The organism is Novosphingobium taihuense, assembly GCF_007830315.1.
In the GTDB taxonomy this organism is placed as follows: Bacteria; Pseudomonadota; Alphaproteobacteria; order Sphingomonadales; family Sphingomonadaceae; genus Novosphingobium; species Novosphingobium taihuense.
Genome location: NZ_VLKJ01000016.1, coordinates 1 through 15,745 on the forward strand (window position 1 = coordinate 1; position 15,745 = coordinate 15,745).

The following is a 15,745-nucleotide window of genomic DNA, read 5'->3' on the forward strand; positions in this document are numbered from 1 at the left end:
AGCTCTTCCAGTGCGGTTGCCACATTGGCATAAAGGTCCTTGCGGGCCTCGATCCCCTGCTTCATCCCCGCTTCGCGCCACTGCTCCAGCGCGCAATCGGAAGCCGCTGCGCCCTCTGCGCCAAAGCGGGTGGCGTGGAACAGCAGCCAGAACGCTACGAAATCGGAATAGGGCGCCTCTTCGGCGAACATCCGGCCCAGATCGGCCTCGATCCACGCAGGGCGGGTCAGGCTGGCATTGTCACGCAGCAGCCGCACCCGGTCTCCGGCAAAGACCATGCCCCAATAAAACGTCGGATTGGCGTTCAGCCAGTCCTGCAGCAGCGCCGCCGGGCTGCGCCGTGCGCGGCCGCCTTCTCCATCGCCGAATTCGGGCATGGAACGGGCAAAGCCGTCCGCCCCTGGCACCGGCGCGGCGCAAACCACCGGCACGCGCCCGCCCTTGGCCTCCAGCGCCAAGCGATAGCGGCGATTGCCCTGATAGTGCTCCACCGGCCCGTGCAGATCATGAAAGCCAAGGCACTGTTCCAGCAGTTCGCGCGCAAACAGCGCGGTGCGCGTCACGGTCTTGGCCTCGGCCTTGTCATAATCGCGCCAGATTGCCTGCCCGATGCGGAAGTATCGGGCAATCTCGTCACCCAGGCTCGTGCCCTTGGGACAGGCATAGGATTCGGCGGTCTTGGGCGTACGATCCGCGCCGATGATCTTCTGCACCTGTTCGGGCGCGATCAAGCCGCCTTCGATGGTCAGCGCAACAAGGCCCAGTTCGGCAACGCGGGATTTGCGGGCCATCAGTTCGCCTCCGGCACAAGCACATAGATGCCGATCACGTCGGCAGGCAGCACGGCTTCCACTTCGGTCGTCACCCCTTCCCCGCGCGTGGCGGCGCGCACCCGGTCATGATCCTCGCGCAGGGCGGCGGCACGCTCCTGCGCATGGGCGGCAATCGCGGCCTGATATTGCGGCAGGCGGGAAAGCGCCTGCTCCACCTGCCGGGGGATGATATGTTCGGCCAGATCGCCGGTTGCCTGTGGCTCCAGCAGGGCCAGTGCCTCTGGGCCATGCGCGAACGCATCGGGGCCAAAGGCAATCGCGGTTGCCTCTTCGGCCAGCAGCGTGCGCCGTCCGCTGGTTTTCAGCTTGAAGCGCAGGCGCAGCAGCAGCACCGTCGTCAGGGTCTGCACCGCCCGCGTGCGCCAGGCTCCGGCGCGGCCCAGCGTGGCCTTGCCTTCCACCCCACCGGGATCGAGCGCGCCTTCGGCCATGGTCTCGGCCAGTGTCGCCACCAGCGGGTGGGTGCGGCCCACGTGGGCCACGTCGGGCGCGGGATGATCGGCAAAGCTGATCGTGCGGGTGCCGGTCAGTCCGCGCGCTTTCAGCTTCTCGGCCAGTTGCAGCGGCAGATCTTCATAGCGCACGCGCCAGTTCCGGCCCTTCTCGCCCATCGGCGTTTCCACGCGCGCCAGGGCGCGGCGGGTGAAGCGCTCCACTTCGGTTTGTGCGCCCAGCAGGTCGCGCATCCGCTGCCATTCGGGCAGGACTTCCTCGGGCTTCAGCGCGCCTTGGGCATATCGCGTCTGGCTCTTGCGGGCGGTCTCCTCGGCGTCCTTCCACCGAATTTCAAGCTGCTGGTCCGCGTCGCCGAAATCGAACTGGATCTGTCGGCGCGATCGGTTGGGATCGAGCAACATGGCCTGCATCAACGCGCTGGAAACGCTGGCGGAATCCTCGGGGATCGGCACGACCACGCCGGTCTCCTTCTCGATCCGGCGCATCTTTTCGGTAATCACCTTGATCACCGCGCCATCGATGATCGAATTGGCGCCGAACATCATGATCGAAAACACCTGCTCTGCCTGCTGGCCAAAGCGGTCGACGCGTCCGTCGCGCTGCTGGTGGCGGGTGGGGTTCCAGTTGAGGTCGTAGTGGACCACCGCGCTGAACAGCGATTGCAGATTGATGCCTTCGGAAAGGCAATCGGTCGCCACCAGGATGCGGTCGGGGAAGTCGGCCAGTGCTTCCACGCGCTCGCGCCGTTCCTCGGGCGTCAGGCGGCCGGTGACGACTTCCACGGTCTGCTTCTTGAACTGCGCGCGCAGGGCCTCGCCCAGCGCCTCGGCGGTGGTGATGAAGCGGCAGAAGATGACCGGCCGCGCGCCCTTCTCGATGAGGACCTTCACCTGCCGCACCAGCTCGCGCAGCTTGGGGTCTTCGCCAAAGCGTGCGGCAAGGTTTTCGGCGCGGGTGATCAGCGTCTTCAGCTCGGCGGCTTCCTCGCTGTCAGGTGCGGTGGCGGGTTCCACGTCGTTGTCGGCCAGCTGGCCTTCGTCGGCATCGAACAGCACCGGCTCTAGCGCGGCCTCCTCTGCCATGCCACCCAACCGGTTGCGCAGGGCCGATACCGCAGCTGCCGGGCTTGATCCGACGCAGCGCATCAGCGCCAGCGTGCCCCAGAACGCCAGCCTGCGCGCGCGCTCGCCATCGGCCCGCGTGGCCACGCCGAGGCAGTATTCCAGCACGTCCTCCTGGAAAGCCTGGAAGTCGCCGGTCAGGGTATAGGGCGCGTCGGCTTTCATCGCCTTGGCAAAAGCGCGGGCCTCGCCCCACTTGTCGGCAATGTCGGGGCGTCGGCGTTGCACGAAATGCTGGGCAAGGCGGCGGCGATAGCGCTCCACCGCGTTCGGGTCGGGGGAATCCGGGCCGCCCGCAAGGTCGGGGTGCAGCAGGCTCAGCAGCCGCGCATAGGCGTCTTGGTTGCCGCTGTGGGGCGTGGCGGTAAGCAGCAGCATATGCCGCCCCGCGTCCTCGGCCAGCCTTTCCAACAGGGAAAACCGCTGTTGGATTCCTCGTTCACTACCCCCCACACACGCATGTGCTTCATCAACTATCACCATCGCCGGACAAGCCTGCGCAAAACTCTCCCGCCGGCTATCCGCCTTGATGTAGTCGAGACTGACTACTGTGAAGGGGTGCACGCCAAAGATCGTATCCCCCAGCGCAATGCCCTGCTCCAAGGCTCGCGCCCGCGCAGATGTGACCGCGACAGCGTCAATATCGAACTTCTCAGCGAGCTCGGCAACCCACTGATCTACAAGGTGGGGAGGGCATAGCACAGTGAAGCTGTCGACTTCGCCGCGATCAAGCATCTCACGCAGGATCATGCCAGCTTCGATCGTCTTGCCAATGCCAACGTCGTCCGCGATCAGCAGCCGCTTCACGTCCAGTCGCATCGCCATGAGCATCGGGACCAACTGATAGGCACGAGGCTCTACGCCCAGGTGCGCAGCACTTCGGAACGGGCCAGCACCACGTCGTAGCGAAAGACGCAGAGCATCCGCCAAGAGCCGTGCAGCATCCTGGCTGTCGAGTTGCTGCGGTGTCGGCAAGCTGAACGTGGCTGGGCGCACCTTTTCACGTTCAAGCTTCGGCGCGAGCAGGACCGCATCTTCTTCAGATCCGGAAAGCGGTCGCACCCGCAGGAGGGTATCGGTTGGCTTTGCGAGAACTATCCATTCGCGCCCGCGAGCTTGCACGAGATCGCCGATCTGCACCTGCGAGACCTGTAGGACACTTGCTTCAGAATTCATTGTGTCACTCCAAGGGCCAACGCGAGTTCGGCAGGTATTTCGGCGCCGGGCGATTCCGGCAATTCAATGAGAATTCGGCCGATCGAATTGCATCTTGTAACAAGTGCCGAAGGTGCCTCCCCCTGCACTGCCATTGCCATCAACTGCGGCCAGCACAGAGGATAAACGACGCCGTCGATTGTCTCTGACACCGGAAGCGGCGCATTCCAATTGAGGAGGGCCTTCCGCCACGCACTCGCCAACGGCTCTTCAGCATTGCATTGCGTTGTCGCAGGCCTGTCCTTTTCTGCGCGAGTAAGTTGATCAAGGACCGTGAGAACCTTCGTATCTCGTCGGTTGATCAATTCGTGGTCAGGCTGGTTGTAGTAGGAAAGCAGACAGCGGTAGCAACCATCCACGCACGGCTCTTCACTATCGACAAGATCCACACCGTCGCGTTTATAGTGCATGAGTTCGAGAGCAACTTCGGCTAGGCGCCGCCAACGCCCCGCGTCTTCCATCAGACGTTTCAGAACACCCGCTCCGCCTTCTGACGCCTCGTAAAAAAGGATTGCCTGGCGATTGTCACGGGTCGGCAGTGGCTCGCCCAGCAACTCACCTGTTTCAAGAACGTGCTCAGTTTCAATCGCGCGGATCAAGGCGTGTTGGACTGTCGCCAACTGTTCATTATCGAGTTTAAGCGCTTGGTCAAACGTCAGCAAGAGAGCGTTCTTCGTGTCCTCAACCATTGGCACGATCGTCTGACGCCGTGCGCTTTTGGGATCGGTGGTATCCTCCTCATCATCTGCATTTTTGAGCCAGCGGCCGGAGATTGTGTCGATCTCGAAGCCGACATCCTCCTTCTTTGCACGCCGCCTTAGCCCAAGGTTGACGCGAGACAGGCGGGTCTGGGGCCCGTAACGTGCGACCGCAAGCGGGCTATCGTCTGCCTTGAGGAGCAGTTGCTCCTGCTTGTCTGGATTCCATTGGAAGACCGTTCGCAACTCGAAGCCACGCCGCTGGCGATCTTCGTCGTTTGCGGTGATGCGCGCACCGGGGACGGCATCTACGTTCTCGACGCGATAAAGCTTGGCAAGCACGCCTTCCTCGGTCAGCGGAGCGTTGCAGACCATGCACCGTTCCTGCGTTTCAGCTTCATGCGCGGCACCGCAGCTCTGGCAGCACCGCAGCTTGCGCGTGACCAGTGAGTTGTCGGCATTTCGTGTACCCGCAGGGAGTTTTGCACGATTACAGCGATAGGCTTTGCCTTCATGATAGACGAGGCTGTTGGGGCCAAACTCAGCGAGCGCCAGGAAGCGGGGCCTTTGAAGGACGGTTGATCCCTTTTCGCTGTCAACGAATGCATAGAGGGGGAGGCGCGGGAAGTTGTACCCAGGGAGGAAACCTTCCGTCGCAAGGTAGCGATAGGCGTAAAAGTCCGAACTCGCAGACGACGTGCCTTGTTGCAGGAGTTCGACCTGTTTGTCGGCAGCGACATAACGCTGACGCGCTTCTTTGCGCTCCTGCGCTGAAAGTCCTGGCTGATCGCCAAGCTTTGCGGCAGCATTCCTCTCCTCATTCGCCGATTTAAAGAGAGTACGCCACCGGTTGAACGCAGAGTCGAAGGCGGCATCTGCGCCTGCCCAGCGGGCAGACACGAACTCCGCCGGATCACCGATCGCTTCAGAGCCCGTTTGCGGAATTGCCGACGCGATAACCCGGGTAGCACGATCGCGTGCTTCTTGGTCTGCGGTCGCCACGCGAAGAGATGTTGCCAACTGTTCACTGATGGGTAGCGCAGGATTTGCCATGTCCAGATTTTCCGGGATGGACTTGCCCAGCTTTTGTCCCATCGCCGAAAGCCATTCTGCATGGACATGAGTCTCGAGAAGATCAGGATTGAGCAAATCGATTGCAGGGGGCCTTACGATGCCCGCAACGAGATCCGTGCGGCGCGCAAAATAGTACTGATCATGCGGGCTCTGGGCCGCGCAATACGTTACAACTAGGGCGGCTTGACCGCTGCGACCCGCACGACCGGCGCGCTGTGCATAGTTGGCGGGGGTGGGAGGTGCGTTGCGAAGGTACACTACATTCAGCTGCGAGATATCGACGCCGAGCTCCATCGTGGGGGAGCAGTAAAGCAAGGGCAGAAAGTCGCGCTTCTCACCCTTCACCTTGCCGCCCGAAGCTTGCGAAATCTCGGCCATGCGATCAATGTCATGCTCGCCATACCGGAACCTGCACTCGCGCATTTCGCGCACCAGGGCATCGACCTGTGCGGTGTGCTCGCGACCCTCGAAAGCCATTGGCAGGGCCCCACCGACACCCAGTCTGGCCGCAACGTCGGCGTAAAGATCGCGGAAGAATTCGTTGTCCTGCGAAGCCTTTGGTTTGCCCGACCCTAGCTTCAATAGGATTGCCGAAGGCGCCAGCCTCCACCCCGTCATTCTCCCGGCGGATATTTGCCGAACCATCTGATGCCGTTGCGCCGCCAGGAGCATCGCCTCAATGAGCAATTCGCGATCGCCAAGCGGAACGTGGCCCAACGGCTTTGACAACGCCTTCGCGAGATTTCCTCTGGCGGAAGCCCTTACGATGCGGTCGTACTTGCCGCCCTCGTTGCCGACGACCAGCGCGGTCTGGAAGGACAAACTGTTCTCTTCCTCGGACGCTATGGACCATGGGTCTTTCAAAACTTGCCGCGATTGCTCCGCTGCTTCGCGAACTTCCGTTTCGTCAAGAGCGTCGACCTGGATGGCGAGACCATGGCGCATGTGCTCGAACAGATTTCTGAACATGTCGACACGCTGCGCAGCAGTCGCTTGAGACAGCAGGGCAAACCCGCGCTTCTGGTTATCATCAATCCGGTCGTAACCCTCACCAGCACAAGCCTTTGCATCATGCGCAAGCATTTCCAGCCCGGGATATTCAACCCGTAATAGATCGAGCTGATCAAGGTTTGGATTGGTAAAGCGCCATCCACGTCGCAGATCGTTCCAAAGCCGGTGAGCTAAAACTCGGTTGATGGCCTTTTTCGCTTTCTCGAGGGCCTGGAAACCAATGGGATCGGGATCCAGCATCCAATGCTTGCGCCGGTCGAGGTTCTCCGGGTCAAAGCCGAGCGCCTTGCGCAGAGCATTTCCGAACTGCTCGTATTCGAGCCCGTCTTCGCCCGCTTTGGTCACGGCACGCAGCATTGCGCCTCGCAGAAGCGTCACGAAAATAAAATCGTTGAAATGGCCCGCCTGTAACGCCGCATCTTGGCGATTGTCGGTAAAACCGAGCAATTTGCGCCGGTAGGAATGTTCGGGAACCTGCGCGCGTTCCATCCAATCGAGAGCCGTGGCAGTAATCAGCGTCGTTGCCGAACTTCGACCTTCGGCAGAGAGACCCGCAAGCTTGTTTATGTCGCGCGCGCCCGGCGCAGGCTGATCTTTGCAATGTGGACAGAAACGATAGCGGCCCGGGAAGAACCAGCAGCGCAAACCATCCTCGTTGCGCGTTCCGTCGGGGCCAAGGATCATCATCCGCCCCTCATGCTTGCCGCGATGGCTTGCGCGCAATCTGGGAGAACCGCTCGGAGACTGCTCGATCCAATCGTCAGGGTAATCCTCAAGATCCCCGGCGAAGTCCAAACTGCCGTCGGCGTCAGGTACTAGGAACCCATGCTCCTGCCCGTCCTCATCGGTCGTAGCGCGCGGTGTCACATCGATAGATCGGGCGATGACAATTCCGGCGGGATCTATGGTTACGCTGTGAACTTCCTGTCCGCATTCGCGACAGAAGAACACCGGATAAAGCCTCGCCTCTGGCTCCTCGCGCGAGAACTTCTCGGCCGCCAAGGTTGTCCGTCGTTTTTCTGAACCATGAAGTGTGGAGTGGGCGTGGCCCGCTCCAGAAAGAAATCGGTGTAATTTGAAAGCCATAAAGGCTCGGTCTTGTGCATCCTTTGCGTTGCTCATCGCAGTGAGACGATCCGCAAGGACCGTGCGGCAGCGCACTTCATCCACGTTCGTCAGGTTGGAGAGAGTCTGCGCAGCCGCAGTCAAAGTGATCGGAGTGCGTCGCTTCAGAACTTCTCCACCTTCCAGGCCGATGTTCATTTCAATCCAGCATGCCAGCGGATCGGCACGAAATGCATCAGGCGTAGTGGGCAATGGCCCCGGGTTCGCAAGTGCTGAGGCAAGCGCCGCCTCTGTCGGAACGCCTTCCGTGCAGCGCTCCAGACTTTCCGTGATGACGTCTTCTTTCGCAACGATACTTCCGAAGAGGAGCGTCCCAACCTTGGCCACAGCCTCCCTACCAGCGTCTTCATCTCCAGATGCCATGGTTGCCGAGGTTCCAACGCAAAGCATGCTGGCCGAGCCAACCCGCTCACGTACTCGCCTAACCAGCATTGCCACGTCGGCGCCCTGCCGGCCACGGTAGGTGTGGAGCTCATCAAGCACCAGAAACTCTAGGCCTTGCATGTTCGCAACGACCTTGCGGTCAAGTTCGTCCTGCCTTGTCATGAGCAGTTCGAGCATCATGAAGTTTGTCAGCAGAATATCTGGTGGATCACTTGCAACTTGCTGCCTTTCGGCTTCACTTTCCTGCCCCGTGTATCGCGCGAACGTGGGCCTGAGTGACTTGTCCAAACCACAGCCACCGATAAACTTTTCGAGCTCCTCACGTTGTGAATTTGCCAGGGCGTTCATCGGATAGATTACAATCGCACGTGTCCGGCGCGGTTCGTTCGCACGCCGTGCTTTGAGAATGCGATCGATGATGGGCACGAAGAAGCAGAGCGACTTGCCCGAACCCGTGCCAGTGGTGACAACGTAATTCCGCCCAGCCAGCGCCTTCGCGAGAGCCTGCTCTTGATGCCGGTGCAATCCGATCGGAGATCGTGGCGAACCCAAAGCAAATATCTTTGGCAGATCCGGGTCAACCTCTCCGGAAACTGCTAGAGCTGGGAGACTCTGACCTTTCAGGAAAGCGGGATTGATGCCGATGAGCGGCTCAGGCCAAAACTGCTTGCTGTCGTAAATCTCGTTGACCTGCGCCGAAATATCCGGCGCTCTGATCGTCGTGAAAGACCGAGCAAACTTCTCGTAGCGGCCAATGAGGTCGGCATCAATTTCGAAAACGTTCACTCTAAATCCTTACGCCGTTGTCGACTAATTTGGTCGCATCCCGCAGGAACGAAATTGGCTCGGTAGAGAAGTCTAAAAGCCATTACCCAGCGCGGTTGCGCTATCGCAGTATCGCTTTGAGGGCATCTGCAGCCGCTGTCGGTGCGAGAGAACACACGATCAGCATTAGTCAGGGCTTTACGGTCTTTGTGCGCTTTCTGGTCTCTCGCTGAGATCGCACGATCCTTTCGAAGCATGCCCGGATTTGGTCCGGGTCATGCAGATTTTCCATGCGGCGCAAGCGGAAATGGACGTGCGCCATATCCTGGTAGTAGGCCGTGAACATGGGATTGATCGTTGCGCCGGCAGCCGCGCCTAGCAGTGGGGTTGCCTGCGCAAGTACCTTCTCTGTCACCACCACACCGAAGCGCGGCAGGACGACCTTGAGGACCGTTTCGAGCGTCTTGCTCGTCGCGAGTGCCATGCGAACGCCATATAGGCCGGTTTCAACGTCGTCATCCTCTGTCAAAGGGCCGCCGAATCCGAAAACCGCGAGGCATTGCACCCTGACATCCTCGCTCTGAATGTCCTCGCCGTACTCAGATGCAATTTGCTGGATCGACCTCATGATCAATGTCGTCGTTGCGGCAAGTTCAGCTGCAGTCGTTGCCAAGCCTCCCGCCCCGCCCACAGCCCCGGAGAGGCCGGTCGCAATCTTATGCCAGCGCTCTCCCTTGAAGTAGGTCATTGCCCGGTTAAAGTAACTATCGGAGGCCTCGTCTGCCTGCGTTGCAGCCGCAGCGAGATAGGCACCGCGAAGTGCAAGGTCAGACGCGTCGCTTACCAGGTTCTGCAGCGCAGCAGGAATCTCATCAATCACACCTTCGATCTTGCTACCAAGGAGGTTTGAAAGCTTCACCACCATGCCGCCAGCGCTCAAGTAAGTAGATGCAATCGCGGCAAGTTCTGCGATCTCTTCGGCATTGAAGCCGCTGCAGGCGTTTCCAAAGTCAGTCATCTGTGCCCCCATGAGTCGGTCAATCTTTTAACCTCTGTGACGACAAATGCGGTCGTCATGTCGAAGCCCACGCGAGCATCACGCGCTCGCGCATGACCTTGCGTAGTTCCTCGGGTGCCTCGATGCGGACGTCGCCGCCCCATGTGAACAGGTGCTCGGCAACCTCACGCAGGCCGCCGGCGCGGAAGCGGACGAGGAGTTCGTTGCCGTCGTCCTCGAAAGTCTGTGATGGATGGAAGCGCCACGCCTTGGCACGCAAAACGGCGCTGGGCAGCACGCGAAGGACGATCTCGTAATCGTCTTCCCGCCAGATTCCGAAGCTTTGCGCCAGCCAGGCATCGAGGTCCCAGTCATCAGGCACGGGATGTGGTTCGTTGCCCAACTTGAGGTTGCTCATACGATCGAGGCGATAATGGACGGGATCGCGCTCGCGCGAAGGCATCTTGCCGATGAGGTAGGTCACCGGTCCATGGATCAGACCATAGGGGACCACTCGGCGCCACTTGGGTTCAGAAGCGCCTTCGGGGGTGTAGTCAAACTCGACAGCGACGCCGACCATGATCGCCTGCTGGATCAGCGACATTGCCGCATCGCACGAGCCTACCGCAGGGCCAGCGGTAACGCGGCTGCGCTGCAGCCTGGCAAGTGCATCAAGATCGGGTTCGAGGCGCGATTTCTCACGCTGGTCGAGCCAACCCTTGATCTTCGAGAGGAGGCTGGTGAGCAGAACCGCCTGAGAGCCCCCTTCCCTGCTCCGCGCCTCGCATTCCGCCTGTAGTGCTGCGATTTCCTCGGCAGTCGGGCGCGCATACACTCGGCGAAGACTATCCCGAATACGGAAGCGCTTGGACCGGCCATCGACCACGTCTTCGAGGTCGAAATGAAGCATGATCACGTTGCGCAATCGCTCGACCGTGCGGCGATTGACTTCGAGACGATCGGCCATTTCGTCCAGCGTGAGGCCTTCAGCAGACTCGCACAGCAAATGGACGAGCTTGATCGCCCGGTCGAGCTTCGCCATCCGCGCAGTCATCGATTACCCCCACTCATCGTCCCTGCTTATCGAACGAGAAGTTCTGAAAATCCAAAGATAATCAGGATCTTCCACCGAAATGGTGATTTTCTACTGCCCCGATGCCAAGTTCCGGCAGCACGATATCTCGAATACTGCTGGCTATTCCCTGAAGGTTGGCAACGTCGATCTGGCCCAGGCTTAGACGCTCTCTGCCATTGGCCAAGCCGTATTGCCCACGGATGGAGCTGGGTTGGCCGGGGATGGAGGGATAGAGGAGCATCAGGCGATCGCAGCGATAGAGTCTCGCGTAGGCCATCATCTGGTAGACGTCCGACTGAGATACGCCCTGTTTACGGTCGAGTGGGTCTCCAAGGCGCTTCCACTTGGTGTCGATCACGGCAAGCACTTGTCCTTGCCGCCTGAGGAGGAGATCGGGCTTGGTCAGGAACAGGTTGCCCTGACAAATCTGCTCCTCGCTCCATTCGCCAAGGCAATGCCGCAGACCGCCTTGCGCAACGAGCTCGATATCGGAACCGGCCATGACCTGCTTGAGCTTGGCCGCGACGTATGCCTCGAACAGATCATTCATGGGAAACAGTATGCCGACGCCTTCGCGCGCGGCCTGGCTGTGCTGCGTGCTTTGCCAATTCCTGCCGAGAAGCAGTTGCGCGAGGTCGAACAAGCTGCGCCAGCGCTGGTTGGTGCGGTCGATGCGGACCTCGGACCACGGCAGCCGGCGCTGCGGGACATCGGGAATGGCCGCGAGATAGTGGCGAAGTTCGCCCAGCATGCGCTTGGTTTCGAAGCCTTTGGCATACACGCCGAGCATGACCACGCAGGCCTTCATGATCCGCATGAGCGGCGTATCGCTCTCGAGGCTGTCAAAGCGGCAGGCAAGGCGATCCGGGCGCAGGGCGTGGACGGTGAACTGCCGCACGACGTCGAGACTGCCGCGCAGTGTTTGAAGATCGTCTTCCTGCGCACTGTAACGGCGGGGAAGGCCGCGGCGCAGTTCGGTGAGCAGCCGTTCCGCGAAATGGCGGATCAGGATGTCGAGGAGTGTCTCGTTCTGCAGGCTCAGATTGGCGGAGGGGCCGGCTGCAAGGTCGAGTCCCATTGCCACGTCGAGCATGTGAAGCAGTCGCCTGCGCACGGTAGGAGCCGCCTCATCGGGATCCGCCGGGTCCACCTTGGGCAGAATCTCGATGCTCGCCCCGCCAGCCGCCAGGACGCCTACGACCTGCCGTGCCGAGAGGTGGCGTCGGTTATCGACCAGGATGCCGCTACCATCTCCGCCGCCGCACGGATGCGCTCTGGCCGCAGCGAGAAGGGCTTCGGACTGCGCGAGCGTGAAGCCCCCCTCCCCCACGGCCACGCGGCCCCATTCATGGCAGGTCCGATGCGTCATTGCTCTTCTGCAGTTACCATGACCTCCAGCACCTCTGCCTCGGCTTGCTGCACTCTCACATTGCCCAGCAGAATGTCGTAGGCGTCAGGAAGGAATGCCTTGCGCACCTGCCAACTTCGTTTCGCTTCGGCAAAATCGAGCCCGGGCGGTGGAGCCAGTTTGCGCTCCTCGATGAAGCCCTTCCCCACGACTGCAGCAATCCGGCTCCAGTCCTCGAAGAAGTATTCCTGAAGCAGAGGGATGACCTTGTCGCGCATGGCAGCGTCGATAGCGGCGCGGGTCTTGCATCTGATGAAGAAGGCGTGACCGATGCGGTGATCACGGTCGATCAAGTACTCGATCCGGTCATTGATGGCGCGCAGGACCGCTGCCATGGGGACGCCATCGACGTTCTCGCCCAAAAGCTCGGGCTGTGGAGCGATTTCCTCGAACCGGAAGCGGCGGCGTAGGGCTGTGTCGAGCAAGGCGATCGAGCGATCGGCCGTGTTCATCGTACCGATGATGTGCAGGTTCGGCGGCACCGAGAATGCCTCGCGGCTATAGGGCAAGGCCAACGTAAGTTGCTCGTCCATGCCTTGGCGTTTGTCGGGTTCGATGAGCGTGATGAGCTCGCCGAAGACCTTTGAGACGTTTGCCCGGTTGACCTCGTCGATTACCAGTACGTGCTCCTCGGCGCTCTTGCTGGCTGCCTCGGCCATGATGCGAAAGATGCCGGGCACAGCTTCCAGCGTGAATCCGCCGCCCGGCAGGGCCTTGGGGCGCATGCCCTCGACGAAGTCCTCGTACGAGAAGTTCTGGTGGAAAGTGACGAAGCCAATCTGGCCGCTTTCACGCAGTCCGGCATAGATCTCGCGCAGTTCCTCGCGTCGCGCAGGATTGCAAATGAGCGGATCATTCTGCGTGAGCCCCAGGCAAAGGCGAACAGCTGCCCCCATGGTGGCGTAGGTCTTTCCAGTGCCGGGCGGACCATAGAGCACAAGATTGACCGGGTCGTAGGAGACGGGATCGCGCACGACTTCAGGCGCGGCTACGGCCAGATCCTTCCAATTACTGATGTTGGCCATGAACCACGGGATGTCCTGTTCCCGTCCATGGAAGGCAAATTCGATCAGGCGCCTGCCCATTTCCTTGGAAGGGTACACCTCCCAGATTGTGGGCTGATATGTGTAGTGGTACCATTCGCGCGGTTCCTGCGCCGGGTCCCACTTGACGGTAACTCGCTCGCCGTCGCCCGGGTTGCCGGTGATAGTGCCTGTGGCCTTGATCGACATGCATGAGACGATCCGCTCCTGGTTGTCGAACGGCAGGTCCTTCTTGCGGACGTAGGCCGCCTTGATGGCGATCCGTTCGCCCGGAGCCATCCGGAGCACCTGCTCCCGGTGCTTGTCCGAAGGCGTGTGGATCTCCCATACGCCTTGAGCCAGAAAGCGATCGAGCTGGTCCTCCTTGCCCCCAAACGCCGCCCCGACGAACCAGTAAGGTCCCTCGCCCAGCGGTTCCTGAACCTCGTCCCTATCCAGGCTCTTGGCCTCGATGCGCTTCTGGCAGGTCTCCCAGATGAAGCCTTGGACATCCCAGTAGTCGCGAGGCTCCCACCCCCATTCGCGCAGACGGTCCATCAGGGCATCGGCCAATCCCATGACCCCAGCCAGATCGTCCGTCGCGAGAGGTTGTGATGGGAAAGCCCACTTACCAGTCAGCATCATGGAAGCATTGTCGGTCGGACGAGAACGAATAGGGAACATTCCAGCCGGATCGACCAGCGCACGAACGATGGTCGGCACATTGCGGCTTTCCGCGTACGGATTGCCTTCCAGTGCCGCTGACTGGAACGCTGGCCAAAGCAGGTCGACCCAGGCGATGACGGCAGCCATCGCGTCTTCGGAGCGTGCCAGTTCACCGGTTGCCCGTTCTATAAGTCCGGGCTCGGCTTCCCTCACAGTCTCGACAAGCTTGGCTGTTCGCCAGTCAATGAGATTGCTGGGCAAGCCGCTTTTGCCGATGGCAAGGTCCAGGAGTGCAGCGCCAAGGCCTGCGTCGTCGCCCTCGGGGGACTCCGCTATGAGTATTGCGGCACGCTCTATCAGCGCGTTCTTGTAACCGCCCTCCCCAGCCTGGAATGTCTTGGTTTCCGCAAAGGTCGAAAAGTCCGGATGCTTTTCGAGGAACAGCTTGCGCAGGTCAGCGAGCACGTTGTTCCTGATTCGAATTGCAGGTTTGGCCGGCCACCACCTTTCGATGAACCAGTCAAAGTCCTGCGGTACGTCCTCAAGGAGAAAGTCGCGCAGCTGGGCGGCCGAGGGGCTGGTCAGAGGCGGGCGCCAGACTGCTTTGCCATAAGTGTAGAAATACCAGGTCCTGGGGGTGGGCAGGACATGCCAGTCGACATCCACGCCGATGCCGTCGTCACGCTGGCGCGTGACCGTACCGATGGCCCGGAAACGCATGGCAGATACGAGTTTGCCTTTCGAATCGAAAGGCACATCGCGACGGTTCGGAAGATAGTCGCGCATGGCGATGATATCGCCCGGCCGCATCTCGCGGACCAGTTGGTTCAGCGCAGTATCGCTGTCATAAAGAAGGGTCCATTCGCCCCGCTCGATAAACCCGTCGAAGCCGTCGGCCTGGCCGTAGAGATTGGTAACGACGTAAAGCGGGGTTTCCGACTCATCGTCATCTGCTCCTTGCAGCTCAGCCAGAGCAGGCCCGTAATTTGGATCCCTGCCTTCGAGGAAATAACCATACTGCCGCAGTGCGGCGATCATCTGGCGGAGCTGACCTGCTGGATCAACGGCCTGTGGCACGACTGATCTCACCACGTCCGGATCGGCGTCCGGACGCTTCAGCTCGGCCAACTTCTCCAGAAGCGCGTTCCACTGGCCATCGGCATAGACTGCCTCAAGCGTATTTTGCGTGAAGCCCAGTCCAGCCAACCCTCTCTCCGCGCGCGTTGACCGGCGGTAGCGATTGTCCTTCGCCTTCTTCTCAAGGGGCTTGCCCTTCCACAAACGTTGGTCGAGCCAAGCCTTGAATTCTGCGTCTAACATTTCGTCTCCGCCATACGTGCTACCCGGCGGCTTACGCACAGCTGCGACAATTATGGTCGCATGAGGATTGATACTGCAGCTCAGAGCAATTGAGCAGAGACCATCAAGTAAGCTTCAGGCGGGGAAATGATCGCAGAGCGCTCTGGGTTGGACAATATTGTTGATCACACTTTTGCCCATATTGCTCAAAGGCTTTGCTTTGGACTTTTCGCCTCAAGCGCCGCCTTCCAACCGTAACTGTCGATCACAGCGTACGCTGTACCAATACGTTTAGGTGCACCTTTGCGTCGATTGAGAAGCTTGTGCGCGAAGGTAGTAGCGTCCCCGGATGATGAGAAGGACACTGCCCTTCCCTGCCCGCGACTACCGATGCGGCCCCATGAAACATCGACGATGGTCTCGCCGAAAAGATCTCTGGATATGCTGATCGAGTATCGTCGGGCGACATTGCGTTCCGGGCAGGTTGCCTCAAGGTAGATGAATGCTTCAGTGCTGCTCTGGACCATGGTGGGAGATTGAGGTCATCCCGCTCGCCCCGTCCAACAAGTATTCCGAATCAGTTCTCTCAGACTGAT

General features: G+C 60.4%; 7 protein-coding genes and 1 pseudogene. All 8 read right to left on the reverse strand.

The features are described from left to right. A pseudogene (locus tag IQ25_RS19310) lies at positions 1 to 791 on the reverse strand (Eco57I restriction-modification methylase domain-containing protein); the annotation flags it as partial. Next, positions 791 to 3,586: a DEAD/DEAH box helicase gene (locus tag IQ25_RS19315; protein WP_181447290.1), complete on the reverse strand. Its 2,796-nt coding sequence runs from the start codon at positions 3,584 to 3,586 to the stop codon at positions 791 to 793. The gene IQ25_RS19315 and the pseudogene IQ25_RS19310, both read right to left, overlap by 1 nt. Further along, entirely contained in the window at positions 3,583 to 8,703 is a 5,121-nt protein-coding gene (locus IQ25_RS19320) for a DEAD/DEAH box helicase (RefSeq protein WP_144907923.1), read from the reverse strand. Before IQ25_RS19320 ends, IQ25_RS19315 begins: the two co-directional genes overlap by 4 nt. Positions 8,704 to 8,872: 169 nt before the next feature. Continuing rightward, positions 8,873 to 9,700, reverse strand: a complete 828-nt coding sequence (locus tag IQ25_RS19325) for an EcsC family protein (protein ID WP_158637804.1) — start codon at positions 9,698 to 9,700, stop codon at positions 8,873 to 8,875. Positions 9,701 to 9,755: 55 nt separating this feature from the next. Further along, positions 9,756 to 10,733, reverse strand: a complete 978-nt coding sequence (locus IQ25_RS19330; RefSeq protein WP_144907925.1) for a helix-turn-helix transcriptional regulator — start codon at positions 10,731 to 10,733, stop codon at positions 9,756 to 9,758. A 61-nt stretch (positions 10,734 to 10,794) separates the two neighbouring features. Beyond that, positions 10,795 to 12,123, reverse strand: a complete 1,329-nt coding sequence (locus tag IQ25_RS19335; RefSeq protein WP_144907926.1) for an McrC family protein — start codon at positions 12,121 to 12,123, stop codon at positions 10,795 to 10,797. After that, positions 12,120 to 15,170: an McrB family protein gene (locus IQ25_RS21240; RefSeq protein ID WP_220094566.1), complete on the reverse strand. Its 3,051-nt coding sequence runs from the start codon at positions 15,168 to 15,170 to the stop codon at positions 12,120 to 12,122. The genes IQ25_RS19335 and IQ25_RS21240 overlap by 4 nt, the downstream gene beginning before the upstream one ends. 185 nt (positions 15,171 to 15,355) lie before the next feature. Next, on the reverse strand, positions 15,356 to 15,676 hold the full coding sequence (locus IQ25_RS19345) for a WGR domain-containing protein (protein WP_144907927.1): 321 nt from the start codon (positions 15,674 to 15,676) through the stop codon (positions 15,356 to 15,358). Positions 15,677 to 15,745: the final 69 nt, after the last annotated feature.

Coding starts and splice junctions, on each gene's coding strand:
- IQ25_RS19335 (WP_144907926.1), bottom strand. CDS start 12,123: ATGACGCATCGGACCTGCCATGAATGGGGCCGCGTGGCCGTGGGGGAG.
- IQ25_RS21240 (WP_220094566.1), bottom strand. CDS start 15,170: ATGTTAGACGCAGAATTCAAGGCTTGGCTCGACCAACGTTTGTGGAAG.
- IQ25_RS19315 (WP_181447290.1), bottom strand. CDS start 3,586: ATGAATTCTGAAGCAAGTGTCCTACAGGTCTCGCAGGTGCAGATCGGC.
- IQ25_RS19330 (WP_144907925.1), bottom strand. CDS start 10,733: ATGACTGCGCGGATGGCGAAGCTCGACCGGGCGATCAAGCTCGTCCAT.
- IQ25_RS19345 (WP_144907927.1), bottom strand. CDS start 15,676: ATGGTCCAGAGCAGCACTGAAGCATTCATCTACCTTGAGGCAACCTGC.
- IQ25_RS19325 (WP_158637804.1), bottom strand. CDS start 9,700: ATGACTGACTTTGGAAACGCCTGCAGCGGCTTCAATGCCGAAGAGATC.